The 2,493-nt window shown below is 65.7% G+C and carries 4 protein-coding genes; 2 read left to right on the top strand and 2 right to left on the bottom strand.

Annotated elements, in window-relative coordinates; translation table 11 throughout:
* Nucleotides 1-246: 246 nt before the first annotated feature.
* A complete protein-coding gene (locus ACEN88_RS29295; protein ID WP_413345358.1) occupies nt 247-1,020 on the top strand; it encodes a DUF4142 domain-containing protein in 774 nt (257 codons plus the stop codon).
* A 24-nt stretch (nt 1,021-1,044) separates the two neighbouring features.
* On the opposite strand, the gene ACEN88_RS29290 is transcribed toward ACEN88_RS29295, so the two are convergent.
* Nucleotides 1,045-1,620, bottom strand: a complete 576-nt coding sequence (locus ACEN88_RS29290) for an FMN-binding negative transcriptional regulator (protein WP_413345356.1) — start codon at nt 1,618-1,620, stop codon at nt 1,045-1,047.
* Entirely contained in the window at nt 1,620-2,084 is a 465-nt protein-coding gene (locus tag ACEN88_RS29285) for an OsmC family protein (protein ID WP_413345354.1), read from the bottom strand. Before ACEN88_RS29285 ends, ACEN88_RS29290 begins: the two co-directional genes overlap by 1 nt.
* Before the next feature lie 103 nt (nt 2,085-2,187).
* On the opposite strand from ACEN88_RS29285, the gene ACEN88_RS29280 reads away from it, so the two are divergent.
* Nucleotides 2,188-2,493: GntR family transcriptional regulator (locus tag ACEN88_RS29280; RefSeq protein ID WP_413345352.1), on the top strand; the 306-nt coding region annotated here is incomplete at its 3' end.

Genomic DNA, 2,493 nt, shown 5'->3' with positions numbered 1-2,493 from the left:
GATTGAAAGTTAACAGCTTCCCAAGCTGTTTACAACAAAAATTTGAGGGGAAGGCTCAGGCTCTGACCCCGAATTTGAGGCCGTTCATTCTTCGCATATCGATAAAACTTTCCTGCTGGCTAACGCGCGCTGTTCAAGAAAACGCGGCGATACACTTTGCCACGGCCGTTGTCATTCAAACACGAGCTTGCGCACTGCGGCCCCCGCCAGGCGCCAACTTCATAACAGAGTTCAGGAGAGCGAAACATGCAGAACAAGAACACCTTGAAAGGGCTGCTGGCCGTCTCGGCAGTGGCAGCGCTGTTCGCCACCGTCGGCGTACACGCCCAGACGGCGGCGGTCAGCCAGACCCCGAGCCAGACCGGCACCAGCAGCACGCCCGGCAAGCAGAACACGTCCGGTAAAACCACCCGCGAAGGCACCATCGACAACACCAACAGCACCGGCATGGAAAACCGCAGCAAACAGGCGGGTGCGGCCGGCATGACCAACCAGAGCGCCACCTCGAGCATGGGCGCCAGCGGCGCCGGCCAGTCGGCGGCGGGTACGGCCACCGGCGCGAAGCTGAGCGCCGGCGACGAGAAGATTCTCAAGGATATGGCAATGGCCAATATGGCCGAAGTCGAGGGTGGCAAGCTTGCCCAGAGCAAGAGCCAGAGCAGCGAGGTGAAAGCGTTCGCCCAGCAGATGATCGACGACCATACCGCCAACCTGAACGAAGTCAAGGCGCTGGCCCAGGCGCGCGGCGTGACCCTGCCGACCGAGCCGGACGCCAAGCACAAGGCCATGGCCGCCAAGCTGGAAAAGATGAGCGGCGACGCCTTCGACAAGGCCTACATGAAGCAGGCCGGCGTCCAGGATCACAAGACTGTCCACGCCAAGCTGGTGGCGGCGTCGAAGAAGGCCAAGGATCCGGAAGTGAAGGCCCTCGTCGACAAGACCGAGCCGGTCGTCGCGCAACACCTCAAATCGGCCGAGCAGATGCCGATGGCCAAGACGGGTACGACGTCGGGCAAATAAGCCGGCGAATAAGGACTGCCGGCGTTATCCCATCGCAGCCAGCACGCGCGCCCGGTCCTCGGGCGTGCGGTTCTGGCTCATCTTGAATTTCGCTTCGAGGCGTTCGATGGCGATCTCGATGCCGACGGTCGTCCGCACGACCCTGTCGATGAACTCGCGCGGCGCATCCTCCACCTTCCACCCTTCACGCGCATCTTCGTGGCGTCCCGTCAGCCGCGTCATCTGGCCGAGGATCCACGCCGGATCGTCGATCGCACGCAGCCGCCCGTGCGCATGCACGACCTGGTAATTCCACGTCGGCACCACGCGTCCCCCGGCCGCCTCGACGTCGTACAGCAGCGGCGACACATAGCTGGACGCGCCCTGGAACAGCACGAGCACGGCCGCATCGTCCGCCTGCCAGATCGGATTCGCGCGTGCCACGTGGGCACGCAGCAGGCCGTGCGGCGCCGCGTCGGTGGGCGCCGCCAGCTCGAACGGGATGTGGTCTCCTTCCAGCCCGCCGGCGCCGAGGCGCACGAGCGCGCCCAGCGGATTGGCGGCGATCAGGTCCAGCATGTCGGCCTCGTCGGCCACGGCAAATTGTCTCGGCACGTACATTATTCGAACCCTTCCACGACGACGTCTCCCTTCAGCGAATTGGCGATGTAGCAGCGCGCATGCGCTTCGTGATGCAGCTCGGCCAGCGCGGCGCGGTCCGGCTGCCGCTCGCCGCCGAACGCGATGACGGGATCGAGCACGATGCGGGTGATGGCCGCGCGGCCGTCCGGACCGGTATCGAGCAGGCCGACGGCGTGATCGAGGTAGCGGTCGACCACGTAGCCGCGCGCGGCCGCGAGCGACAGGAAGAACAGCATGTGGCAGCTGGCGGCGGCCGCGACGAGGGCTTCCTCGGGATCGACGGCGGCCGGGTCCGACAACGGCACGGGCACGGACAAGGGCGACGAGGAGGCCGGCACGTCCAGCCCGCCATCGAAGCGCCAGCGGTGCGCGCGGCTGTAGCGCAGGTCGGTGAAGGCCTGGTCGCCGCGCTGCCAGGCCAGGGTGGCTTCGAATCGTTTCATCATCTCTCCGTGTGCGAACGAGCTGTCATCTTAAGTTCAAGGATGGCTTGCTCAAATGACCAATTAACGCCAAGATGACCGTACCAATCTGCACCCCGCCGCCATGCACGTCCACGACATCCTCGCCGCCGCCACGCTCGAGCGCGATTCCTCGACACCGCTGTTCCGCCAGCTGTACGTCCACCTGAAGGACGCGATCCTCGACGGCCGCATCGCCGCCGGCGTGCGCCTGCCCGCCACGCGCACCCTGTGCGGCCTGTTGAACGTCTCGCGCCAGACCGTGCTTGCCGCGTACGAGCAGTTGATGGCCGAGGGTTATCTGCAGGGCACGGTGGGGAAGGGCACGTTCGTCAGCGCGTCGCTGCCGGCCGGTGCCCGTGCGGGCGATGCCGCCGCGGCGCCGATGGTG

The sequence above is a fragment of the Massilia sp. CT11-108 genome (assembly GCF_047302915.1).
GTDB classification, from domain to species: domain Bacteria; phylum Pseudomonadota; class Gammaproteobacteria; order Burkholderiales; family Burkholderiaceae_D; genus Telluria; species Telluria orientalis.
Note: the sequence above shows the minus strand (reverse complement) of the source record. Positions and strands in the feature narration are given on the sequence as shown.

What these genes read in the sequence shown, in the direction of transcription:
- ACEN88_RS29295 (WP_413345358.1), top strand. Translation starts at nt 247, where the DNA reads ATGCAGAACAAGAACACCTTGAAAGGGCTGCTGGCCGTCTCGGCAGTG.
- ACEN88_RS29290 (WP_413345356.1), bottom strand. Translation starts at nt 1,620, where the DNA reads ATGTACGTGCCGAGACAATTTGCCGTGGCCGACGAGGCCGACATGCTG.
- ACEN88_RS29285 (WP_413345354.1), bottom strand. Translation starts at nt 2,084, where the DNA reads ATGAAACGATTCGAAGCCACCCTGGCCTGGCAGCGCGGCGACCAGGCC.